The sequence below is a fragment of the Lysinibacillus sp. NPDC096382 genome (assembly GCF_044762845.1).
Lineage (GTDB): Bacteria > Bacillota > Bacilli > Bacillales_A > Planococcaceae > Lysinibacillus.
The window spans coordinates 657,699-681,034 of record NZ_JBIWFC010000001.1 but is presented as its reverse complement, the minus strand read 5'-3'; the positions used below and the strand labels follow the sequence as shown (position 1 = coordinate 681,034).

Here is a 23,336-nt window from a genome sequence, read left to right as displayed (position 1 = left end):
TCCTTACGTTCTTTCAATTCTACTATTATTCTAATACAATGATCTTCAAAATACACGACAACTTGTCAAAAAACAGACAAATTCACCTCTATTTTTTTATTATTCGTATGATTTTATTTGACAATATTTCCGTGACTAAAATCACATTTTCTTCATATAAATTTAGTTTTTATCTATTTTGAATTGGCAAATATTGTGTTACAGTGAGAGTAATCATCTAGCAATCATTGGCAAAAAGCTCCGATGACTAAACTATTTTTCACTGCACAGACTTGGAGGAATTTTCATGAAAATTATTGAAGCTTTAGCACTTTCAGTACCTTATATCCACCTTGCATTAAAGGAAGAGGCAATTGTGGCTGTCATCGAGAAGGAAAGTGAAATAGTTGTAAAATATTTAGCCGGCAAACGTGTAGATTCAGGCTACCTAGATGGACAAAAAGTAAATGCTAATGACCAAAATGTTTTCATTGCCTTTACTGGGAAAAATGCTGATGTCGTAATACCAAAGGATGTATACGGGGTTGCCATCAATGCTTTTTCATTTCCAATCAGTGAAAATGGTAAAGTCGTAGGTGCCCTAGCATTTGGACTACCAATCGACAATGAGCTTAAACTTGAGGATTATATGGGGACAATGGATAGCATTGTAAACAGCTTACAGGACAAAGTACATACAATTGCCTCACATTCTGAGGAATTAGCAGCAACAAGTGAGGAAATTAACAAACAAGCACAGCACGCCCTTGAAGATTCAAAGAAAACAAATGAAGTAACAGATTTAATAAAAAGCATTTCTCGCCAAACAAATTTACTCGGCTTAAATGCATCTATTGAGGCGGCTCGTGCAGGCCAGCATGGTGCTGGCTTTAACATCGTAGCGCAGGAAGTTAGAAAGCTCTCGTTCGAAACATCCAGCGCCACGGAAAATATCGAAGCCTCCCTACGAAATATAAATAGGAACCTAGAAAACCTTAAGCAAAATATGGGGCAAATCAATGACGCAACGAACGAACAGTCTCAGCTCGTTCAAGATTTTAGTGAAATTATTGAGGAGTTAACAGTTCTTAGTCACGAAATGAAGGGCTTTATGCATAACGCCTTAAAATAATAAAGAGGTGAAGAATATTGCAAATTACAATTAATCCGGAATTATCTTTACGTACTGTCGAATTAGAAGATGCAAATGCTGTTTTTGCCTTAACAGATGCATCACGTGCATATTTGCAGGACTGGTTGCCGTGGCTGGATATTACAAAAGAAGTAGCCGATACAACGGCATATATAGAAGGCTGTATAAAAGGACACGAAGCTAAAAGCAGCCTCTCTCTAGTTATCATTTTTCGAAATGAAATCGTAGGCATTGCTGGCTTTAATACGATAAATCATAGTAATAAAATCGCTGCTATTGGCTATTGGCTCAGTGAAGGTTCTCAAGGACATGGTATTATGACAAAGACTGTACAAGCATTATTACAATATGCTTTTGAGGATTTACTGCTCAATAAGGTCGAAATTCGTGCTGCTACGGGCAACGCAAAAAGCCGTGCCATCCCTGAACGACTTGGTTTTACAAAAGAAGGAACGATTCGTGCAGCAGAATGGCTTTATGATCATTATGTTGACCACGTTGCTTATGGCATGCTCGCTAGTGAGTGGAAGGAAAAATAGAGAAAAAAATAGCCACCTGAGGTCAAATCAGGCGGCTATTTCTATTATTGTTCAACCGTTTCTTTTATTTCGTCTTGTGTTTCATTAGCTGTAGCTGTTGTTTGCTTTCCTAAGCCTACTGCTATTTGCTCTAGCTCAGGACGCAACGTATGCTTACCTGCATAGCTTTCAATTAATTCCTTCACGTCAATTCCTGAAGTTTCCTTCAACGATTCCTGTAATGTTGACATTAAATTCGTTGCATAGGCAGTTACTTTATTAGCACCGCCTCCGCCTTCCCCACCACCAGTATCAACGACAGTAATCTTATCAATATTGCCAAGTGGGCTCGCAAGTTCTTTCGCATATTCAGGCATCATACGTACAATCATATCCAGGACAGCTGCCTGACCGTAGTATTCGAAGGCTTCCGCAATTTTACGTTTCGCCTCGGCTTCTGCTAGACCACGAAGACGAATAATATCCGCATCTGTTTCCCCTTTTGCACGCTCAGCATCCGCTTTTGCAAGACCGTCCAAACGAATTTTCTCCGCTTCGGCTTGTGCCAATGATTCGATACGGTATTTCTCCGCATCTGCCTGCGCAAGCTCACGCATTTTGGCTGCCGCTGCATTTTGCTCGACAGCGTAACGATCAGCATCAGCCTTTTTCTTAACTTCTGAATCGTATTGCTTCTCACGACGTAAAATCTCTTTTTCTTCTAATTCAATTTGCTTTTGACGTTCAATAATGCGAATCTGCATTTCTTGTTCAGTAACCTCTTGCTTTGCACGAGCCGTTTCAAGTTCATAAGCTTGGTCAGCACGTGCCTTAGCGATATCTTGCTCACGACGGAATTCTGCTACCTTTAATTGATTTTCTTTTTCCGCTTCTGCAATTTCTGTCGCACGTTCAAGCTCAGCCTTTTGTGCTTCTTTTGATGCTTCAGCACGCTTAATGCGTGTTTCCTTATCAGCATCTGCAGTAGCTATATCCGCATCACGTTTAACCTGCGCAATACGCGGCTTACCAAGCGATTCTAAGTAACCATTTTTATCACGTACATCTTTTATCGTAAAGGAAACGATTGTCAGACCCATCTTCGCCAAGTCCTGAGACGCAACACGCTGTACTTCCTGAGAAAATTTATCACGGTTTTTATAAATTTCCTCAACCGTCATTGAACCTAAGATCGAACGTAAATGACCTTCTAGCACTTCACGTGCCTCATTTTCACGCTCATCCTTTTGCTTTCCTAAAAACTGCTCCGCCGCCGTAGCGATTTCTGAAATGGAACCACCGATTTTAATGATAGCCGTTCCATCGGCCATAACCGGTACACCTTGTTCCGTATACACTTCAGGTGTTGTCACATCAAGCTTACTAGACAATAAGCTTAATGGATGTGCTTGCTGGAAAATTGGGAATACGAATGTACCGCCACCACGAATAATTTTTATACGGTTTCCCGACTCATCTTTATGTACATTTTTTGAGCCAAGATAGCTACCAGTCACAATCAGTGCTTCATCAGGACCTGCTGTACGATACTTTGTCACATATAGTGCAACTAGTGCAATTAAAACAAAGGCTACAATCCCTATAACAATTAAAATCTCCATTGACATATAAATATCGCTCCTCTATAAAAATTTCTTATCATAAGATCTCACAAAAAGCGTTCCTTCTTTCACTTCTACCACAAGTACCGTCGTATCGTAATCAATAGCCTCATTGTCAAATCCTGTTGCTCGCTTTGAAATCATTCCGCTAGTCGTTTCAATAACTACCTCTCCAAAACCGTCAGTCGGGATTGGAACAATGACCTTTCCTAGCTGACCTCCAAGCGATTCTTCTGTATAAGCTAACGAAACATCGGCTGATCGTAGCGGAACTAGAACAAATAAATAAAATAGTGCACTTAAAATAACTCCGATGATACAAGCAGCAACAATATTCCAAACGCTAGGGAAGAAGGCTAGTTTTTCTAAAATAAATCCTGCTGCTGACATCAACGTAATGAAAGATAGAATGACACTTGGATTAAAAATCGGTAGCCCCTCTCCAATGCCCTCGACAGCATCACTAAAAAACGTAAATAAAAGTGTTGCAAGGCCCCCGAATATTAATCCCACTAAAAAGATTTGCTCGAGTGAATAGCCAAATAGCGTCAAGTTGTTCACCCCTTTTCATTGTATTACCTACTATACGGATGCAGCCTATAAAAGGTTTCGTAATCTTTTACATTTTCTTAATTTTCTAATGATATGTTTTTAAATAGTAAAACTCTTAAAGTAATACTAGCCATGTCATAATAAAAGGTAGTATGGCAACTAAGGACATATTGCAGAAGGCTTTCAACGGTTTTAAAGGCTATAAAAATACAGAGAGCGTTGTACAGGAATGTGTGCGTAAGAAAGCTCTTTAGGCATTAGATATTTGTCTTTTCCTATAAACAAACAGGCCAATAATTGAAAGAAGTAAAAGTAAAATACTGGAGGTTAAAAAGAATAATGATAAAGTAGTCCTTTCTCCCCAATGGTTATATGCTTGTAAAAAACCGATAAGAACCATAAAAAAAGATAGTGCTAATTGGTGTTTTGAAACATTTTTAAACAATAGAATACCTCCTTTATGCATATTTAATTTTACCATATAAATACATGAACAAGTACATTTCGAAGAATCACCAGCCAACACTATAATTTAGGAATCAAACAATGATATGAAACTACTATAAACAACCACCCGGTACTGTTCAAAATTATTTGGTGTAGGTAAAACGCACAAAAAACAAAATTCTTTTTGCATATTGTATCAATGTATCCATATATGATAGAAAGGGTGTGCATTGTGGAAAAAGAAAATAAATTTAGAAGATTCAAATTTAAATCAAACCCAAGTTGTCGTTGTAATTGTTGTGGTTTTTGTTGCCCTTGTCCTTGTAAGCCACCATTTACACCACCATTTATACCTGAACCACCAACTCCACCATGTCATTTTTTAGTGTACGTTACAGACGCTGGTCAGCTAGCTACTCCTGATAATATGGTATCAGTAATTGATACAGCTACAAATACTATAGTCGCGACCATTCCAGTAGGAACTGCTCCTCTTGAGGTAGCGATTACACCAAATGGAGAATTCGGTTATGTTCCAGCCCTTTTCTCAAATAATGTAACGGTTTTTAATACGGCAACAAATGCAGTGGTTGCTACCATCCCAGTAGGACTTGAGCCTCTTGGTGTAGCTATTTCACCAGATGGAACACTTGTTTATGTATCAAATCATGGACTTGGAGCTAACTCTGTATCTGTCATAAGTACAGCTACAAATACTGTAATCGCTACTATTCCAGTAGGGCTCCAACCTCAAGGCATAGCTTTTACTCCTAATGGCGCGTTTGCTTATGTTGCAAACGAAAACTCAAATTCAGTATCAGTTATTAATACAGCTACAAATTCAGTGGTTGCTACAATTCCTGTGGGACTTCGCCCTAGATCTATTGTTTTCACACCAAGCGGACAATTTTCTTACGTTACAAATGAATCTAGTAACACAGTATCTGTAATTGAAGTAGCAACAAATACAGTATTTACTACAATTCCTGTGGGTACAGGACCTGTTGGAACAGCGATTACACCTGATGGAATATTTGTTTACATTGTTAATAAAGGTAGTAATACTGTATCTGTCATAAGTACATTAACCAATTTGGTGATTGCTACGATCCCTGTAGGATTATCTCCTGACCAAGTAACCATCTTGCCGGATGGAACACTTGCTTATGTCACAAACCAACTTGACAATACTGTGTCTGTTATAGATATAGAAACAAATACAGTAATCGATACAATTCCAGGATTTAACGGTCCTACAGGAATAAAAACCGGAACAATCTGTCTGACTTCAGAATTCTGAGTCCTAGGGGCTCAAGGTAAAACAGGCACCTTCCCTTATTCAAAAAAAAAGACCTACTTCAATTGCCATCTAGGCAATTGAAGTAGGTCTTTCGATTTTGTTATGAAGTCTACCTTGAAATGTTTGACATAGAACTTAAGACTAAGCGATATGCCTTCAACTGTGTTGTTAGTTCTTTTGATTCAACCGACACATTTTAACTGAGCTATTGAAAATGAGGCAAGCTCAATAGCTAAACCCCACACAAAACGCAATATATTCATTAACATAGCCTTTAAGATTCTAGTACATTTAAAATTGCATCAAGATCATTGACAGCAACATCTAGGCGTTCCTTTGCCTCGATATTTTGCTGTTTTAATTGACTAAACTCTAGTAAATTTTTCTCATGCTTTAACTTGATAGAAGACAAGCGTTCAATGCGCGATTCTACCTTTTCTATTGCTTGCTCACAAACTGCTGTCCAGATCTTTTCTGACTGCTGCATTTCAGTCGTTGACGGGTTGTGGTAACGCATAATTCGTGCATATACTGCTTCAATTTGTTCAATTAGTTCTGAATAAAAATGTCGCTCAACACGAGTTGTTTGGAATGTTGGGTGCTCTACCTCTTTTGCATATGGGGTAATTTGACGAAGCAGCTTTCCAGCATTTTCTCCGAAACCATGCGATAAATTCAATACATTCATTAACTGTAAAAGCAAACGAATTTCTTCTAGATTAATAAGCTGTGAATCGATGCTTTCCTTTAGCTTTAAGGATTCCATATAGCGTCGATCAAAGTGCTCAATTTCACCATTGCGTTGTTCTACTAAATGATCACCTGCATTGTCTTTTAAGCTTTTAATATAGCGAATTGCATGGCTTTTTAGCTCTTCCATCGATAGCAAGTTGTCATTGTCTTGTTGTGGCTTTCCTCGTTGAACATACGCAAATGCATCCATTTTTTTGGGCCATTGTGCTGTTGGGGTTTCTTCTAAGACATTATAGCGTATATAAATTCCGTGCATTCCATATCCTCCAAGTCCATTAAACAAGTATCTCTAAAGAGAGTAAATCGAATTCGCCATTTTTTCAAGTAAAAAACTTTTAAAGATTGAAAATCCTTCTTTCGAAACATTAATTCAAAAATTCCTAAGTAGTCGTTACTGTTCAGGATTACTAAAGTTTTCAAAATGAGGAATTTTACCATTTAACCTCTAATAAGCTTTGACTTACACGGTTTGAACATATTCTACGACTAAAATAAGCGAAATTAAACCCCTAAAAGCACTACTCCTATGGAAAATTCTGTCCCACAGGAGTAAGGCAATATTTTTTATCTTTCATCCAATTAAGACTCTTGTCGTATTTGCTTAATGCTATTTACTTCAGTAAAGGCATGAATTGATTTTATTGTGCCTACTGATTTGAAATTCGCCCTGTTATAGACTTTTGCAACCTGTTCATTGATAGATAACATCCAGAGATATTCTAACCCTTGCTTTATCGACTCTTGCTGAATATGCTGCAGAATATATCCAATTAACTCCCGACCTCGATAGCTTTCAAGTGTTGCTACACCCTTGACCCTCCCTTGATTTCCTGAGACAAAATATTGGCAGTACAGCAAGCTTTGCCATCCAATCTTAATAAATAATACGTAAAATGCAGGGAATGATATGTCTCCTCAAAAGCTTTTTTGATTCCAAATGTAGAAATGCTCATTTCTACAGCAAATGCTTCTTCCATATTGGCACCTGTTACACGTTCAATTTGTATGACTGGATTATGAGATAATCGCGAGTATTCACATTCCAACATTGTACCTAATCGGTAAAACTTTCGAATTGAAAGCCATGATTCTCTAATGCTTCTATATATGACTAATTTTCCTCCAGATTGTATAAATTCAATCTTGGAATGAGAGATTTTGACTGATAGAAATCCTTGATTTTCTTTAAAAACATATCTGGCTCGAAAGCCGATTCCGGGATGCAATTATGCCGTGGCATAATTGATAAAAATCAATATCTAGCTGCATGATGTGCTCAATTTTATGCATGCTCTGGTCCTCCCTCAATCCATTTTCCAAATAAATCCTCTAGCTGCTGTTCAAGCTTTTGACGTTGCTCCTTCGCAAGTGTCGGCTCCTTTAATCTTATTTCAAGCTTTTCAATTTGTTCTTCAATTGCTATCTCTTCTTTAACAGCATAGGATTTTTCAGACACTTCTTTTTTAACTGGTTCTTTTACTATTGCTAAGCGTTTTTGTCTTGCCCATTCATAATCCCCTTCAAATACTTGAATGTTTTCATGCTCAATCCATGCAACTTTTGTAAAAATCTTTTGTAAAAAATAACGGTCATGCGAGACGCCTATAATGGTTCCTTCAAAGGACTCCAGTGTATCCTCCAATACCTCTCTCGCTTCAATGTCTAAATGGTTAGTCGGTTCATCCAGCATCAATAAATTAATATCCTCATGCATTAACTGTGCTAGACGTAAGCGCATCTTTTCACCGCCACTTAAATCCTTCACTTTTTTAAAAACGTCATAGCCATAAAATAAAAACTGAGCAAGAATATGACGTGCCTCCGCCTCTGACACAGAGACACTCTCACGAAAGGCATCTATTAAGCGAATGGCCGGATTTTTATGCTCAAATTGCTGTGATAGATAGCCAATTTTAACACTGTTGCCGACATGACAAGTACCTTTATTAGGTTCAACCTCACCTAACATCATTTTTAATAACGTTGATTTCCCACTGCCATTGCCACCAACAATCGCCAAACGTTCTCCGAAGTAAACCGCTAAATTACTTTCCTTAAATAACGGTTTCTCAAATGCATGGCTAATACCCTTCATTTGTACAACCTCTTTTCCACTACGCTCAGCCATCGTTAACGCTAAATTCATTTTCTTTTTCGTTGAGGGCTTCTTCACACGCTCTATACGGGCTAGTGCTTTCTCCATACTTTTAGCACGACGATGCAAGCCAGCATTTGGCGGATTCGCTTCATTTGCCCATTGCTTTAAGCGCTTTATTGTTTCCTGCATTTTTTTTATTTTCTTTTGCTGTTCTTCGTATTGAGCAAATTGCTGTTCAAGCTTAGTTTCCTTTTGTTCGACAAATGCATCGTAATTACCAATGTACGTAAATGCCTCTCCATCTTCAATTTCAATTATTTTTTGAGCCATTTGATTCATAAAGTGGCGATCATGTGATACTGCAATAACAATTCCTGCAAAATTTCGAACATAATTTTCTAGCCATTCGATTGCCTGCATATCTAAATGATTGGTCGGTTCATCTAATAACAAAATAGAAGGATTACTTAAAAGGATTTGCCCTAGCATTACCTTCGTTTTCTCCCCACCACTTAAGCTACTAAAAGGTTGCTCAAGCAATGGTGTTATACCTAGACCATTTGCAATCATCGCTAATTGCGCATCAATTTCATAGCCACCCTGCAGCATAAACTGTTCCTGCACATGACCATATTGCTGAAGTACCTTATCTGTTACAGCTAACTGCATTTCCTGCTCAAGCTTTGTCATTTTAGCCTTTAATGCATAAATTTCCGCAAATGCTTCCTCCAGCACTTCCTTCACTGAGAACATAGGATATTGTGGAATTTGATGTAAATAACCAATCGTCGCTTCCTTGGTTTTTATAATTCGTCCCTTATCTGGCATATCCAAACCGGCAAGTAACTGTAATAGAGTCGTTTTCCCACTGCCATTCACACCAACAATAGCGACATGCTCCCCTGTATTTACTTCTAATTGAAGCTCTTCAAATAAAACATTTCCACCAATAATTTTTTGTATTTGTTCAGCCTTAATTTGCATCGTTTTTTCCTCCAATGAAACGTGCGAAAAACATCTAAATACACAAAAAAGACTGCTCGATTAACAAGCAGTCTTTTCCTCATAAGTTTGTGAAAAAGAATGGTTAATTCGCTACGTTTGATATTTGATTTTGCTTAAAAATGGACAGACCTATCCCGTTGTTCGCAAAATCGAAAGTAATAACACGTGCAAAATACATAGCTGTATCCACTTTTACACATGTTTTCGTAGCGTTTCTATTCATTCCTTTTCACCTCCGTTCAATATAATTAAATTTATATTATCATAATTCAGGTAATTTTGAAAAGACTAAATTACATTCTTTCACATTTTTTCTACAAGTCACCTTACCATAGGGTTGATTTCCGTTCCGACTGGTGCCTTCCTTGAGGCGCCAACATTTTCCAAAACTCATTACCCATCCCCCAATCCAAGATGTTAATTAAAAAAGTGCGAACTCCTGTACAAATACTTATGTACTAGCGCTCGCACTTTTATGTTACCAACTATTATGCTTGTAATTTAAACATGTATTTTTTTCTCAACCATAAACTTATCGCCATGCTTATAAAAATTAATGCACTGACAGCTGTAATCCAAAAGAATACGTTTCCTCCAACAGTTGATGAATTAAAAAATATACCGCTAATAATAATAAATACACAACTTATAATCCCTGATAAATAATGGCTAACTGACGATTTAGTTGAAAAATGAAAAATATAAGTACAGTACAAATATAAAGAACACTTACTGTCATAATAGTCGGGAAAAATGGTTGAAATTTAGCCGCATAGACAAAGTAATCAAGCTGGCTAATATCCTGGCCATTGTTTATCTCAATATTAAATATCTAAGAAACTGGGGTTGAATACTTCCATTCCAGCGGATTATCTATAATACCACTTCCCTCATACCAAGAAATAGCTGTTGACATCAATAAAGTCAAGAAACCAAGAATTAGTTGCATCACATATTTAAACAATGTACTTCACCCTTTGAAGTTAAAGACGTTAAAATAAGTTCTTAGTTTCATAAATACTGGATTATATGGATGAAATAAGTGCTTTTGGATTTTCCCAATTAGATTTTCCTAAACCCTTAGCAATCTTTACTGCACGATAAACGCGCTTCACTTTTCCGATGGGAATAAAATTCAATGCCACTGCCCAGGCTATTTGTTTTTTGTTTTTCCCTACTTACTTTATATCCATCATAGGCCGCAAAACCTGCGTTGATAACGAGCCATACCCTTTTTCCATCTGGGTCTGTTTTCGTTATTGGATTATCATCCCCATATGTGTTGTAACTAGGTCCTAGATCGGGGTCACGAGAGATGAAACGGGCTGTTGCTGGATCGTAGTAACGGGCTTGTAAATAGTATTGCTTTGTTTCGGCATCGTAGACATAGCCTGCGTAGCGAATAGGTTGCTCTTTTATACGACTGTCGACTGGTTCAGCTGATAGTAAGTTCCCCGCTGGGTCATAATCGTATGTCGCAACGCTTGCATCATTTTGGTCAACTTAGAAACCAATCACAACAAGCTTCTATGTCTTTACTTTTTTCACAAACATTTTAACAAACGGTACGAGGAAAACGGACACGACCAGTACGCGAAATAGCTGAAAAGCGGTGACGATTGTGACCTTTGCATGTACGGAAGCTGCGATTATCCCCATTTGATCAAGCCCGCCTGGTACGATGCTTAAAAAGCCTGTACGAAAATCAAGGCTGTATAAACTCTGCATGACAAATGTTAAGCCATAAGCTGCGCCAACAAAGATACATGCCGATATAAAAGCGTAAAATACATGCTTCCTCGATAAATGTAGATCGTCTTTTTTCATTAAAAGTCCAATGTAAATGCCAAGCATCAGCTGCGCGATATGAAGTAGTGACAACGGCAATTTCGGTACATCAATCCCTGCTATATTGATGCCCATCAATAGAAACACGGGACCAAGCATATAGCCTGTCGGAATTTTTGCCTTTTGTGCTAGCCAGCCCGCTACGCCACACACACCAAGTAAAGCTATTAGGCTCCATGTATATGATCCGTTGACAACTATGCTAGTTCCCCCAGAGTCTGACACCATTAATGGCACAAAGCCGACAATTAAAAGAACCCGTAATATTTGGAAGAACGTAATGACGACCATATCCATATCCCCTTGCTCCTCGGCAAAGGCAACAACTTGTGACATGCCACCAGGTACACAGCATGTTAACGCGGTCGCAAAATCTAAATCCGCACGTTTTGCAACTAAATAACTAACACCAAAAAACAATACAATAAATAATACATTTAAAACAATCATGCTTCCTAAAAATTGTTTAATATCCTGCACCGCTTCTGGTGTAAACGCAAAACCTATGGAATATCCCGCAACGATTAAACCAAAATTCCGAAAATATTTATGCCATTTCAATTGTACTTTCGTCGATAACTGAACAATTAGCACCGCCGCAATAGCTCCAAGTAACCATGGCATTGGAATATGTAATACATTAAATAAAAACGCACCTGTTAAACCAATACATAATGTAATAAACATGTGCTTGTCAAAAATAAACATAGAAGCAACCCCTCATGACTGTATCATTCTATTATGCCGTGAACCTGCCTATTTTTCTACTTCATCACTTTTTTACAATGTTTTATATCGTTAAAATTGAACCTGTTATTTATAAAACCTCTTATCCAAGACTAAGCCCAAATTTTCTATGCTACATATTTATTCCCTGATTCAGTGATTCTCCGTTGTGGAGATATGTAAAGGAGGCCTTCAATGAAAATTTACTTAACGATTAACAGTGATTTAGAAGAAACTGAGGTTCATATTCATGCAAAGGAATACAACAAGCAAATTGAACGTCTGATGAAGCAACTACAAACTTCACAAACGACAATGCTAGATGGCTATTTTCAACAAGAAATTCATATGTTAAAAATTTCAGATATTTACTCCATTTATGCAGAGGGTGCAAAAGTATTTTTGCAGACGGAGGAACAGGAATTCGAAACGAAGCGTAAATTATATGAGCTGGAAGCACAATTTGCGAAAGACTTTGTCCGAGTCAGTAAATCGACACTCGTCAACATTAACAAAATTACCTCTATTCAAATGGGTACAATCGGTACAACAGAACTAATTTTAGAAAATGATGTGTCCGTCCATGTTAGCCGCAAATATTTAAAAGAACTAAAACAACACTTAGGTATTGGAAGGGACTCATAATATGAAAAAATTTATACGTATGATGACAAGCGGTCTACTCAGCTCTTCCTACGCCTTAGTACATTCAGTTTCCTATCTAATATTTCCCAATCAGCTATACAACTTTACTATTACGCAATGCCTTTATGGAGAGCTCAATCTCCAAGGTTTTCGAAGGTGCGCCCGCTTCACAGCTAGAAGAATACAAAAAAGTATATGGTATTGTCTATGACCTTCACGGAAATATACTAAGTACCTCAACAAGCATGATCATTATTATCGTCACAATTATTGTGCTAGCTATCTTATCTATCATTATTTTTAAAAAGAAGAATAAATAAACACTTTCGCACATCGTTTATAAAACGATGTGTTTTCCATTGATTTTATTTAAACATTTTGTTATTTTAATAATATATAAGCAAACAAATTTAACAATCGTTTGTTTTACAGGAGGATTTCCAATGGATGTAAATGAATTATTTTGGCAAGCTTCGATTCATGACATAAAAAAAGGCTACAACGATGAAGTAACACACTTCACTTGTTTACTTTGCGGGGAAAAGATTGAAAAGGGTATTATTTATCCACATGAAGGCGTTCTCTACGAGGCAGAAAAATTTATGCAACATCATATTACTGCTGCACATCAATCCGTATTTCATTATTTAAATGGCCTTAATAAAAAAATGACAGGACTAACTGATCATCAAAGTCATATTTTACGCTTATTTTATGAAGGAAAAACCGATCAAGACATTAAAGAAGAATTGGAGATTGGTAGTGCAACCACAATACGTCATCATCGCTTTACCCTTAAAGAAAAGGAACGTCAAGCGAAAACCTTTCTTGCAATGATGGAACTATTAAAAGAACAGAATGAAAAGGAAGACAGCTTTGTACCTATTCACAAAACGGCTACGATGGTCGACGATCGCTATAATATTACGATTTCTGAAGAACAACAATTACTTGAAAAGTACTTTCCAAACGGTATTGGTAAAGAGCTTGTCCGCTTCCCAAAACGTGAAAAACATAAAATTGTCATACTCCGTGCAATCACAAAGCTTTTCGATGCAACAAAACAGTATTCAGAAAAAGAATTAAACGAAATAATTCAACCATTATATGAGGACTATGTACAAATACGTCGCTATTTAATCGAATACGGCTTCATGGATCGACATGAGGATGGCAGTGCTTACTGGATAAAAAAATAAGAAGGCAGGGTTTCCAATGGACCATAAAAAAGAATTAAAGGAAATGTATAAAGAAATAAAAATCGAAGCTGGTGTTTTCACAATGACCAATCAACAAAATGGTAAAGTGTTTGTTGGCAGCTTCAATAATTTAAAACGCTTAAACGGCTTTCAATTTATGTTAAAAACGAAGACACATACTAATAAAGCACTACAAGCGGATTTCAACACATTCGGCCATGATGCTTTTGATATTGAAGTTGTGGAATATTTGAAGAAAAAAGAAGAAGGCTATTTCGATCCAAAAAAAGAGCTAGAAAAACTGGAACAAAAATGGCTCGACAAACTTCAGCCATTTGGTGAACGTGGATATAATTAAATAACAAAAAAGAATCTGTTTTCTACGAGACTAAGCTTGAGAAACTTGCAGATTCTTTTTTTGTTTCATATATTGTGTTGTATCGCACGGGGATTCACTCCTTCCGGGGAATTCCTTTTCACTGGTAGAGTAAATATCAGTTGGATCTGATCAGTTCTTCGGCCGACCCGAGCACTTTTCTCTTGCACCCGATCAGTTTAACCGGAGTGGTTTTCTTGGCATCTGAGTATTTCTTCGTCGGCCTGCCCCCTTGCTCTCTCACTTCATTTCTGAATTTCCTGCTGAGCTTTTTTTGTTAGCTTTCCGAAAACTAGCTCATACGAATGTTTGATTAAATTTTCAACTAAATCAATAGGTACGTCATCTACATCCATATAGATTGAATTCCAATGTGTTTTATTCATATAATAACCTGGTATAATACCTTCATAGGCTTCTCTTAACTCTTCAGCTCGATTAGGTTCACATTTTAAAGTAAGTACAGGTCTTCCGGTACTATCTCCACCCATCATGCTATACATTTTATCCCCAATATGATAACGATCCGCCTGCCATTCTTCTTTGTAATCATGCGTTGTTCCACGAAGTTTTAGGCAATATTTATGAATTGTTTCTTTGTTCATTATTTAACCCCATTTCGTTTTAAAATAAAGAAACACACGTTCGATTATTTTCATTATAATCAATAACGTGTGTAGAGGAAATAATTATTTTATTTTTTAAATTAATTTCAGTTCCTAATAATTTTTGTTCGAGCAGATCTTCGGTCACACGATTTAATTTTTAAAGTGTTATTACAGGACACTTTTTACTTTATGCCTCTATCAAACACACCGATGACCTCAGTAGTTTGTAATATATTGACAAAAGCTTTAGCATCTGCATTCTTGATCATACTTTTAACATCAGCAAGCTGATAGCGTGTAATGACGGTAATTAAAACTTTGCGCCCTTCGCCTGAATAAGCACCTTTCGCATCCATAATCGTTACACCTCTATGAAGCTTTTCCAGTAGCTGCTGTTTTACTTCCTCGCCCTTACTCGTAATAATCATCAGTGTCAATTTAATATGGCTCGTATGAATGGTGTCGACAACCTTCCCTGTAGCATAAATTGATACGAGTGTCAGTAATGCCGCATCCCAGCTAAAGACGAACCCGGAGATAGCTACAACGATACCATTCATCGCAGAGATTAATGTACCAAGTGGAAAATCTCGTTTACGACTTAGTAGCATCGCTATAATATCAAAACCACCAGAAGAACCTGCCGCACGAAAAATCAAGCCCAACCCTATGCCCACAATAACACCACCAAATAATGACGCAAGAATTGGATCTTGTGTAGCTTTATAAACCGGAATAATATACAAGCTTACCGACAAGACAACTACAGAAAGAATGGTATAGCCAATAAACCGTTTCCCTAGCTTCAAGACACCTATAATTAGCAAAGGTAAATTCAATAGTAAATTTAAAACCCCTGTATTCAAGGGTGTAATAATACCAAGCATGATAGCAATCCCACTTAATCCCCCACTTAAAATCTCATGTGGGATTAACAGAAGATTGTAGGCAAGGGCGACTAATATCGATGAAAGTGTAATAATGACAATATTCCGCATAATAAATCCCCTATCATAACGAACGAGTTTTGTACTTCTTTCCCTTAGAATACCCAATTTATTCGTTCAAAAAACCTTGAGTAGGGCACTATTGCAGTAAAAACAACGACATTTATTTCTTTATTTCTTCTGATGTTCTTTTTTCTGCTCCTCTTTTAACGGCTCTTCTTTTAACGGCTCTTCTTTATTCTCTTCAGCCTTCTCCGCTACCTTATAAATACGTTCAAGCATAGGCGGATGTGTATAACGGAACCACTTTACGAGCAACTGTGGATTTACCTCACTCAAACCAGATATCGTTAGCTTCTGGAATGCAGTAATTGCGGACTCTCGATCGCCCGTTAGTGAAATCGCATATTGATCAGCTCTATTTTCCTGATACCGCGAAATATAATTCGACAGAGGGCTCGAAGCAAATAATAAAACAGATGTTAGGAGTAAGAACAATGGATAAGAGCTTATATCACCGACTTTTTTAATTTTTAATACCTGTCCGTAACGTCCAATGAACCATCTCAAACATTTTGCTGTTAGCCATAAGCCTAGCAATGACAACAGAAGATACCCAGCAATCCCAAAATAAATATGCTTCTCAACATAGTGTCCCATTTCATGTGCCATGATAAATAATATTTCATTATCTGTTAAACGATTTAAGGTTGTATCCCATAGCACAATTCTTGAATTACTGCCAATACCCGTTACATAGGCATTTAAAGCATTTGTTTTTTCTGCCATATTGACTTCATATACGTGCTCTGCTGGTATATTTGCCTGTTCAGCTATAGATAAAATTTTCTCTTCTAGCTCCTTATTTTTTAACGGATAAAAATCATTATATAAAGGATCGATGACTACAGGTTGAATGAACATCACAAATATTGTAAATGGAATCGTTAGAAACCATGCATATAGCCACCATCTTTTGGCACTTTTTTTGATGAGCCAGTAAAGGACAGATACGATAATTAGACTCATGCCAAAGTTAACCCAAAAATCAATAATGCCGTCTCGCATCCATGAAGAAAAACCTTGTGTACTAATTCCGTAAGTTTTGCTTAAATTGTAACGATAATAATCGAGTGGGAATAGTACAACGTATAGTAAAAATGATAATAAGAATAAGTAGCTTGCATTTTGTAACAGCTTCCATTTTGTTTGTGACGTCGCCACCTTTTCAAAGTAACGTGATACGCCCATAGTTAAAATCATGAAATAAATTAACCATTCCAAAGGTGTAGCAACAAAGAATAGGAAGTTCCGTATTTTAGAATATTCACCGCTTAAGTATAGTTCTTTTTCGGACATAAACATCACTGGATCTGCAGCTGTCCCTTGCATCGCACGGGGTATTGTACCACCACCGCTGTGGAATATATACCAATACATACACAGCACATAAACACCGAATAAAAGTAGCGCGACAATTCCCATTTTTTTCGCTATGTCATTTCCTCCCTTGCTCAACACTAAGTTCGTCCTATAGTAAGTGTAAGCTAAAATGAAAAAGTTAGAACAATTTTTTCTTTGTTTTTATTTACCTTCTGTCCTTCTTTACACCAAAAGAACAAATGCACTAAAGCGCTGGAGAGCCCGAGGGATCGAAGCGACCTCGAGGATGTAGCGCTTTAGCTTAGACGAAAACTATACCCTTGTTTTTCCACAATTAAAAATCTATAGTTTCTTTAACAAAAAAATTCGTTCTACTTCTCCAAACGCGTAACAAGCCATGTAGATGCTGAAGCACCGCGGCTCGTTCGCTATTCCTAAAAGTGTCGCGAATTTTAAAGAATATTTTTTATTACTTATCCATTACAAATGCCGTTTTGCCACGTTGATCTTCACTTAAATAACCAGCTAATTCTAGTCGATCATGCCATTCTTTTTCTATAATAGCGGCCTTTAATGCTTCATCCTCTTTCGTTGATAGCTCTACCATAATCTCCCCTTGATATTGCCAAACCTCAATATCCGCCGCATAGCCCGCAAAGCTTCCTTTATATGTTGTTGCCTTTGCAGGACCATATACAACCGCTTGGGATAATGTGTTTTGATACCATGCTTCAGAATCCCAATTTAAAATTTTCTTCGGAACATTTTCTAAAATTAATTTTTTTGCCGCATTTGTATCCACTGCATCATAGGAAATTTTAGCTGTAGTCTTTAATGATTCCTTACGACTTATTGCGAACGAACGATTGCTACCCTTAATATCCGTTTCGAATTTATAGTTAGACTCTGTTCCAGTGAAGCCATGACTCTCTGTAATAGCAATTGCTTCATCCAAAGGTGTATTTAAAAATCTCTTTTTATACGTGATATCCATGTTATTGCTTCCTTTATAAACACGTAAACGGTGGATATAATCCTCATTTAGAAAAGCTCTATTCGGCGTATCAAAGAAATAAATCTTTACTTCATCTTTTTTTGTAGCTTGGAAAATAGTAAAAATATCCGGTTCAGTGAAAAGCTTAGATTTAAGATTGAATTTAATTTCATTCCCTGGTTCGATTGCTGCTTTAGCTTGTGTAGAATCCAATCCAATGATGCTAACAAGTACAATAACAACTAAATAAAAATTTACTGCCCATTTCTTCATGTTAATTCCTCCTCATGTTTTAGTAATTGCAAGGTAGTCGTTTCTCTATTCGTTAATGAACTGTGAAAATAGATAGTTTTATGTGCATGTATTTTCTTAAAAAGTGCGATGATATCATCATAATCCGGATGCGTTTTGTAAAAAAAATCCTTATGTTGATTTTTGGAAAATTGAATTTTATATTTACCTTTATTCCAATATCCCGTAAAGATAACCATAGCTGTTGGCTTTTTGTGAAGTAGTTCCACTAATTTCGCTTCATTACGCTCAGGTACAAAATAAATGAAGTTTTCACATTCTGTTTTCTTTGTCAAACATTCTAGTTTAAACTCTTGCAAAATTGTTTTGATAGGCAATAAATTTTCAGGTGCCTCATAATAATTTTCAAATAACGACAACAAATCATGATCTACACGTATCGCTCTTGTCGTATGCTGAAAAAGATAAGTAGCAATATCTGCTGTTTTTCCTGAGAAAGAAGATGGGAAAATGATCGGGCAGCCTGGATTTGCATTGATATATTCCGCCATTTGCTGCAATACTTCTAAATTATTGATGCGCTTCTCAACATGACCGCTATCTATAATGGCTAGATCATAAACAGTCCCGTCCTCTATCGGCAGTGCTGCTTTTAACAAATAGGAATCCACAACATAATCGCCAGAGTAAAATATCACCTCCTCAAAAAAACGAATCTTGTACCAAACGCTTCCTATTAAATGCCCACTGTAGCCCCATTGAAAGGCAAGACATTTACTAACAACTATCCACTTTCCGATTGATTCTGGTTGAAAGGTTCTTGTATGTTGACAAGACTGTTTTAATTGCTGCGCAGTCATTTTACTCATAATTATCGGCCCGCTATATCCCCAACGCTCAAGTAAAGGAATAGCACCTACATGATCTATATGTGAATGGGAAATAAACACTGCATCAAGCTTTGCCACATGAGCTTGTGTTAATTTTGGAGGTGTCTTTTGTCGATTGTTCATCACTCCGCAATCGAGTAAAATAGCATGTCCATTATTTTCAATGAAAAAACAGTTACGCCCATACTCACCGACCCCACCTAAAATCTCTACATTAAGCATCTACATGTCCTCCCCGTTTTTGCAGCCAATCTAATAGAAACATGAAAATAACGGTCATGACGACTGTAATCACCGCTACAGCCATTCCTACACCAACATTGCCTTGTTCAAATTGACTGTAAATAAATGTTGCGCCAGTCTCTACTGAAGGAGGCAAAATGAGTAATCCAGCGACGAGCTCACGCATTGAGATAATAAATGTCATCATCATTCCAGCAAGAATTCCCTGCATTAATAATGGAATGATGATATGTCGATAAACAGCCCAGCTACTTCGCCCAAAAATAGCGGCTGATTGGAATATCGAAGAATCTAATTGTGATAAAGATGACTTTATATATTGCACGGAATATGGTAAAAAAAGTACACAATACGTGACTACAACCATTGCCTTTGTGTTATAGATGGTCGCTGGTAGCCACGGTGCATTCCAAAACATGATTAACCCAACTACAAAGACAATTCCGGGAATAATATTAGACATTAAACTAAAGAAATCTAATACTTGCTGCTTTTTCGTTTCTCCTTTTTTAATGTACAAGGCAATGAACAAACCAATAATTGCTGTAACGACAGCTGTGATTACGGAGAAAACAACACTATTTAAAAATGCTGACAATCCAGCACTTCCACTTGTAAACACTTCCTGGTAGGAGGCAAAGTAAAAATTCCCTGCCTGCAAACCATCTCCCCTTACTTTCTGCAAAGATGTCACAATAATTGAGAAGTAAGGAATACCGATTGATAGTAACATGATGATCCCGACAAAAAGCCATGAACCGAACTTAACATACCATTTATCTTTGATCTCGCGAATAGCTGGTGTTTTTCCAGATAGCACGCTATATGTATATTTTCGTCCAATAAGATTTTGAAAATACCAGATAACGAGACAAACTGATAGTAAAAATAATGACAGCGATGTCGCCATACTAATGTCTACTGGCCATCTTGAAAGGTAAGAGTGAATCTCCGTTGTAAATACTTGAAAGCCAATTCGACTACCAAACGTTGCAGGTGTTCCAAATTCAGCAAGTGTTTTGATAAAAATTAGCAAGCTCCCTAGAACATAGCTAGAAACTACTAAAGGCAAAACTATTTTCGTCCAATTTCTCCAAGAGCTTCGTCCAAAAATTAATGCAGCATCTAGAAAGGAGCCATTGATTCTTAATAGCGTATTTTTCAACATTAAATATAAGAAAGGAAAAAGATGCAGGCTCATAATCATGACCATTCCAAATAAGGAGAAGAACGATTCAGTCATCCAAGCAGCACTTGGAAATAGCTGTTGGAGAAAGCCATTATTTTGCATGAACAATATCCATCCCATGGAACCAATATATGGTGGTGTCATAAACGGAATCGTTAAAATAATATCTAGCCAATCGTATTTATATAAGCTTGTTTTCGTTCTTATTAACGCCATTGGGAATGCTACAATTGTAGTCCCTATAATAACTAAAACCCCTAATAACACAGAGTTTCCAAGCGTTTGCCACATTCTTTCATTGGCAAACATTCTGTTAATCTGCGAAACATCTAATTGCCCATCTTTCATAAACGTATAAAATGCAATGGCAATTAACGGTGCGATACCAAACGTGACGACAAGTGTCAGTAAAAATCCAAAAGTTCGTCTGCCTTCCATAATCATTGATAATTCAATCCTTCCCTAAAAAAACTTAAAGGAGGCTAAAAAACTTCCTATCTATTTAACGAAAAATATCATTGAATTTAGTTAATATTTCAAGCTGCTTCGCTTCTGCACCTTTCCAATTCACGTTTAGCTGTGGAATTTCATCTAAGGCTGCGCGATCCTTAACAGGTATATCTTTGTTGCCTGGTAGTAAGTAAGCATTTGCTACAAGCTTTTGCCCTTCATCTGACAGTAAAAAATCAACGTACGCTTTTGCACTCTCTACGTTTTTTGCATCCTTCAAAATACCAACAGCCCGCGGACTGACAACTGTCCCGCTTTTTGGATAAATAATTTCTACTGGTTCACCATCAGCTTTCGCTTTATAGGCCATGTAATCTACCCCTGAAATTGTGGCATTTTTGGCACCAGTAATAACAGCATCTAACGCTTCCTTATTGGCACCATTCACCTGTAAACCATTTTCCTTCCACCTTTCTATCGTAGCCCAAGCTGTTGTTTCAGCTTCTGTATATCCGAATAAGAAGTCTACAGCAGAGCCTGACAAGCTAGGGTCTGGTATATTAATTTTATGTTGCCATTCAGCTTTTGCTAAATCTGTCCATTCTGCCGGAACCTGTTGCGTATTTTTAGTATTATAAGCAATACCTAATGCTGAGGCACTGTAACCATAGTAATACCCTTCTGCATTTGACCAATCGCTATTGATTTTCTTTGCATTAACAGCATCTTTATAACTTTGAAGCTGATCTGTTTCCTTTAAGCCATCCATTGAAGCAACAGAGGCTAGTACAACAACGTCTGCTACAGGATTATTTTTTTCCGCTTCTAAACGCGATAATATTTTGCCTGTTGTCCCTTGGAACATCTCTACTTTTATACCTGTTTTCTCTTCAAATGCTTGTTGAATATTCGCAGCTAAACCATCTGGACCAGCAGAGTATACCGTTAAAGTTTGTTCTTCTTTTGGGTTTGAACTTGCTTTATCATTCTTATCTACCTCTTTATTTCCACAGCCCGCTAATACTAATGTTAAAAGAACCCCAGCTGTAGCAAATAGTTTTAACCCTCGTTTTTTCAATGTAAACCCTCCAATTGATATATTTGTTTTTCATCAATAAAAACTTCAAGCTGTTTGCCATGTTCTATTGGTTCTGCTTCGTAAAAGCTCCAGTGCTTACCTTCTACCTGTGCCTGCACTAAATAACGATCACCAATAAAGGTACTTTTTACAATCATCGCTTGTTTTGCAATCGTACCTGGGCCTGGTAGTCTGGAAACTCCTTCAGGTCGCACAATATAATTACCTTTATCAAACCAGTTCACTTTGCCGACAAAATCTGCCACATACGGCGTTGCTGGAGCGTGATAAATTTCTTCAGGTGTTCCCACTTGTGCAATTCTTCCTGCCTCCATCACGATAATTTGATCTGACATTGCCATTGCCTCTGTTTGATCATGTGTAACAAAAATAGCCTGACAATCTAGCTTGTGAATAATATGCATGATTTCATCTTGCATTTTTTCTCTTAGTACTGCGTCGAGCGCCGATAATGGTTCATCAAACAAAATAAGCTGTGGATTTGTCGCAAGTGCTCTCGCTAGCGCTACCCGTTGCTGCTGTCCTCCCGATAACTCCCCAGGTTTTCGTTTTTCAAACCCCTCCATTTTCACCAATCGCATAACATGCTCTACTCGAGCCGGAATGTCTGACTTTGGAACAATACCCTTCAGGCCAAAAGCAATGTTTTGGAAAATAGTCATATGAGGCCATAATGCAAAATCTTGAAAAACCATTGCTATATTTCGCTTATTTGGTTTTACATTTTTATGGAGTTTGGATGAATAAATAATTTTGTCATCAAAGTAGATTTCTCCATTTGTCGGCTGTTCAAGACCTGCCAATATTTTTAATAACGTTGTCTTACCACAGCCTGATTGCCCTAAAATGGTAATAAACTTGCTATCCAGCTCCACATTAATGGGCCATAGCACTTGAGCCTGTCCATATTTTTTCTCGATATTCGTTAATGAAATTTTCATCATATCCTCCTCGTTAATTACAACTATAAATTCCAGATATTTAGAAAATATTAATATATTATTAATAACTCGTTAAAAAAAATCTAATAAACTAAAGCAAAACTAAGATTTTTTCTAAT

At 37.1% G+C, this 23,336-nt stretch carries 22 protein-coding genes and 2 pseudogenes; 6 read left to right on the top strand and 18 right to left on the bottom strand.

From position 1 onward, the window contains the following. The first annotated feature begins 286 nt into the window (after nt 1-286). Together ACIQZA_RS03275 and ACIQZA_RS03270 are read left to right on the top strand one after the other, a co-directional pair. Nucleotides 287-1,111: a methyl-accepting chemotaxis protein gene (locus tag ACIQZA_RS03275; RefSeq protein WP_402879748.1), complete on the top strand. Its 825-nt coding sequence runs from the start codon at nt 287-289 to the stop codon at nt 1,109-1,111. Between the two features lie 17 nt (nt 1,112-1,128). Continuing rightward, nucleotides 1,129-1,671: a GNAT family N-acetyltransferase gene (locus ACIQZA_RS03270; RefSeq protein WP_400935147.1), complete on the top strand. Its 543-nt coding sequence runs from the start codon at nt 1,129-1,131 to the stop codon at nt 1,669-1,671. A gap of 44 nt (nt 1,672-1,715) precedes the next feature. Here ACIQZA_RS03270 and ACIQZA_RS03265 read toward each other — a convergent pair whose 3' ends face one another. From ACIQZA_RS03265 to ACIQZA_RS03255, 3 genes are all read right to left on the bottom strand, one after another. Further along, nucleotides 1,716-3,278, bottom strand: coding sequence for a flotillin lipid rafts scaffold protein FloT (locus ACIQZA_RS03265; protein WP_142508400.1), 1,563 nt, complete (start codon nt 3,276-3,278; stop codon nt 1,716-1,718). 15 nt (nt 3,279-3,293) lie between these two features. After that, complete coding sequence (locus tag ACIQZA_RS03260; RefSeq protein WP_400935150.1) at nt 3,294-3,824, bottom strand: NfeD family membrane protein; 531 nt, start codon at nt 3,822-3,824, stop codon at nt 3,294-3,296. A gap of 250 nt (nt 3,825-4,074) precedes the next feature. Further along, nucleotides 4,075-4,269, bottom strand: a complete 195-nt coding sequence (locus tag ACIQZA_RS03255; protein WP_402879750.1) for a hypothetical protein — start codon at nt 4,267-4,269, stop codon at nt 4,075-4,077. 234 nt (nt 4,270-4,503) lie between these two features. On the opposite strand from ACIQZA_RS03255, the gene ACIQZA_RS03250 reads away from it, so the two are divergent. Next, nucleotides 4,504-5,571, top strand: coding sequence for a beta-propeller fold lactonase family protein (locus ACIQZA_RS03250; RefSeq protein ID WP_402879752.1), 1,068 nt, complete (start codon nt 4,504-4,506; stop codon nt 5,569-5,571). A 274-nt stretch (nt 5,572-5,845) separates the two neighbouring features. Here ACIQZA_RS03250 and ACIQZA_RS03245 read toward each other — a convergent pair whose 3' ends face one another. The 7 genes and pseudogenes from ACIQZA_RS03245 to ACIQZA_RS03215 form a co-directional block, all read right to left on the bottom strand. Then, nucleotides 5,846-6,580, bottom strand: a complete 735-nt coding sequence (locus tag ACIQZA_RS03245; RefSeq protein WP_142508403.1) for a hypothetical protein — start codon at nt 6,578-6,580, stop codon at nt 5,846-5,848. 547 nt (nt 6,581-7,127) lie between these two features. Next, on the bottom strand, nt 7,128-7,301 hold the full coding sequence (locus ACIQZA_RS03240; RefSeq protein ID WP_402879754.1) for a hypothetical protein: 174 nt from the start codon (nt 7,299-7,301) through the stop codon (nt 7,128-7,130). 305 nt (nt 7,302-7,606) lie between these two features. Further along, nucleotides 7,607-9,406 carry a ribosomal protection-like ABC-F family protein gene (gene abc-f, locus ACIQZA_RS03235; protein WP_402879756.1) on the bottom strand — a complete coding sequence of 600 codons (1,800 nt, stop codon included), beginning with the start codon at nt 9,404-9,406 and terminating at the stop codon, nt 7,607-7,609. 103 nt (nt 9,407-9,509) lie between these two features. Beyond that, complete coding sequence (locus ACIQZA_RS03230) at nt 9,510-9,650, bottom strand: RAxF-45 family protein (RefSeq protein ID WP_402879758.1); 141 nt, start codon at nt 9,648-9,650, stop codon at nt 9,510-9,512. Between the two features lie 423 nt (nt 9,651-10,073). Continuing rightward, nucleotides 10,074-10,343 (bottom strand): annotated as a pseudogene (locus ACIQZA_RS03225) (DUF4306 domain-containing protein). A 164-nt stretch (nt 10,344-10,507) separates the two neighbouring features. Beyond that, nucleotides 10,508-10,882 (bottom strand): annotated as a pseudogene (locus tag ACIQZA_RS03220) (RHS repeat-associated core domain-containing protein); the annotation flags it as partial. A gap of 72 nt (nt 10,883-10,954) precedes the next feature. Further along, entirely contained in the window at nt 10,955-11,983 is a 1,029-nt protein-coding gene (locus ACIQZA_RS03215) for an AbrB family transcriptional regulator (RefSeq protein WP_402879760.1), read from the bottom strand. 213 nt (nt 11,984-12,196) lie between these two features. Between ACIQZA_RS03215 and ACIQZA_RS03210 the strand changes: the two genes are divergently transcribed. From ACIQZA_RS03210 to ACIQZA_RS03200, 3 genes are all read left to right on the top strand, one after another. Then, complete coding sequence (locus ACIQZA_RS03210) at nt 12,197-12,646, top strand: LytTR family DNA-binding domain-containing protein (RefSeq protein WP_400935172.1); 450 nt, start codon at nt 12,197-12,199, stop codon at nt 12,644-12,646. A gap of 443 nt (nt 12,647-13,089) precedes the next feature. Next, the gene (locus ACIQZA_RS03205; protein WP_402879761.1) at nt 13,090-13,845 is read left to right on the top strand and encodes a DUF2087 domain-containing protein; all 756 of its coding nucleotides are present in this window, start codon (nt 13,090-13,092) and stop codon (nt 13,843-13,845) included. A 16-nt stretch (nt 13,846-13,861) separates the two neighbouring features. Continuing rightward, nucleotides 13,862-14,203, top strand: coding sequence for a GIY-YIG nuclease family protein (locus ACIQZA_RS03200; RefSeq protein WP_402879763.1), 342 nt, complete (start codon nt 13,862-13,864; stop codon nt 14,201-14,203). 263 nt (nt 14,204-14,466) lie between these two features. Here the strand turns inward: ACIQZA_RS03200 and ACIQZA_RS03195 are convergent, their stop codons facing one another. The 8 genes from ACIQZA_RS03195 to ACIQZA_RS03160 all read right to left on the bottom strand — a co-directional run bounded on the left by ACIQZA_RS03195 (nt 14,467) and on the right by ACIQZA_RS03160 (nt 23,220). Next, nucleotides 14,467-14,826, bottom strand: a complete 360-nt coding sequence (locus ACIQZA_RS03195) for an MmcQ/YjbR family DNA-binding protein (RefSeq protein ID WP_402879765.1) — start codon at nt 14,824-14,826, stop codon at nt 14,467-14,469. A 185-nt stretch (nt 14,827-15,011) separates the two neighbouring features. Continuing rightward, the gene (locus ACIQZA_RS03190; RefSeq protein WP_142508412.1) at nt 15,012-15,827 is read right to left on the bottom strand and encodes a YitT family protein; all 816 of its coding nucleotides are present in this window, start codon (nt 15,825-15,827) and stop codon (nt 15,012-15,014) included. Nucleotides 15,828-15,947: 120 nt separating this feature from the next. Then, nucleotides 15,948-17,273 carry a M48 family metallopeptidase gene (locus tag ACIQZA_RS03185; RefSeq protein WP_402880255.1) on the bottom strand — a complete coding sequence of 442 codons (1,326 nt, stop codon included), beginning with the start codon at nt 17,271-17,273 and terminating at the stop codon, nt 15,948-15,950. 355 nt (nt 17,274-17,628) lie between these two features. Next, nucleotides 17,629-18,426 carry a hypothetical protein gene (locus ACIQZA_RS03180; RefSeq protein ID WP_402879768.1) on the bottom strand — a complete coding sequence of 266 codons (798 nt, stop codon included), beginning with the start codon at nt 18,424-18,426 and terminating at the stop codon, nt 17,629-17,631. After that, the gene (locus ACIQZA_RS03175; protein ID WP_402879770.1) at nt 18,423-19,517 is read right to left on the bottom strand and encodes an MBL fold metallo-hydrolase; all 1,095 of its coding nucleotides are present in this window, start codon (nt 19,515-19,517) and stop codon (nt 18,423-18,425) included. The genes ACIQZA_RS03180 and ACIQZA_RS03175 overlap by 4 nt, the downstream gene beginning before the upstream one ends. After that, nucleotides 19,510-21,171 (bottom strand): ABC transporter permease, encoded by a 1,662-nt coding sequence (locus tag ACIQZA_RS03170; RefSeq protein WP_402879772.1) that lies wholly within the window; start codon nt 21,169-21,171, stop codon nt 19,510-19,512. The genes ACIQZA_RS03175 and ACIQZA_RS03170 overlap by 8 nt, the downstream gene beginning before the upstream one ends. A gap of 58 nt (nt 21,172-21,229) precedes the next feature. Then, entirely contained in the window at nt 21,230-22,255 is a 1,026-nt protein-coding gene (locus ACIQZA_RS03165) for an ABC transporter substrate-binding protein (RefSeq protein ID WP_402879773.1), read from the bottom strand. Then, complete coding sequence (locus ACIQZA_RS03160) at nt 22,252-23,220, bottom strand: ABC transporter ATP-binding protein (RefSeq protein ID WP_402879775.1); 969 nt, start codon at nt 23,218-23,220, stop codon at nt 22,252-22,254. The genes ACIQZA_RS03165 and ACIQZA_RS03160 overlap by 4 nt, the downstream gene beginning before the upstream one ends. Nucleotides 23,221-23,336 lie beyond the last annotated feature (116 nt).